Here is a 403-nt window from a genome sequence, read left to right as displayed (position 1 = left end):
CCAGCGCACGATATCCCTGCGAGCAATATTGACTCCCTCGGTCCGAATGCAGCATCAATCCTGCTTCTGGCCGTTTCCACTTTATCGCCTTCCACAACGCCTGACTGACCAAGTCTTGCGTCATTCGAGCACTCATCGCATAGCCCACGATCTCGCAGGTAAACACATCCTTGATGGCAACAGGCAAGCAATGAGCTGAATGGGTCGTGGTCTTGAACTGCCGTTGCTGGACGCAGCAGATACCCTCTTCGCGACGTAGTCGCGCTATCCGATCCTGACCCGCCACTATCCCTTCGGCAGCCAGTTCAGTTTGCAGGCGTCTTGCACTATAGGTTCCGCGTGTTTTGTCGTGGGCTGCACGGATTGCTACCCGCAATCGTTCGTCTTCCTGAGCCCGTCGACT

At 55.8% G+C, this 403-nt stretch carries 1 protein-coding gene; it reads right to left on the bottom strand.

Going from position 1 to position 403, the window contains the following annotated elements; translation table 11 throughout:
* The coding region (locus ACUHMQ_RS21125; protein WP_445297403.1) for an IS3 family transposase at positions 1-403 on the bottom strand (403 nt) is incomplete at both ends.

This window comes from Chitinimonas violaceus (genome assembly GCF_052601015.1).
This window is presented reverse-complemented; position numbering and strand designations above follow the sequence as displayed.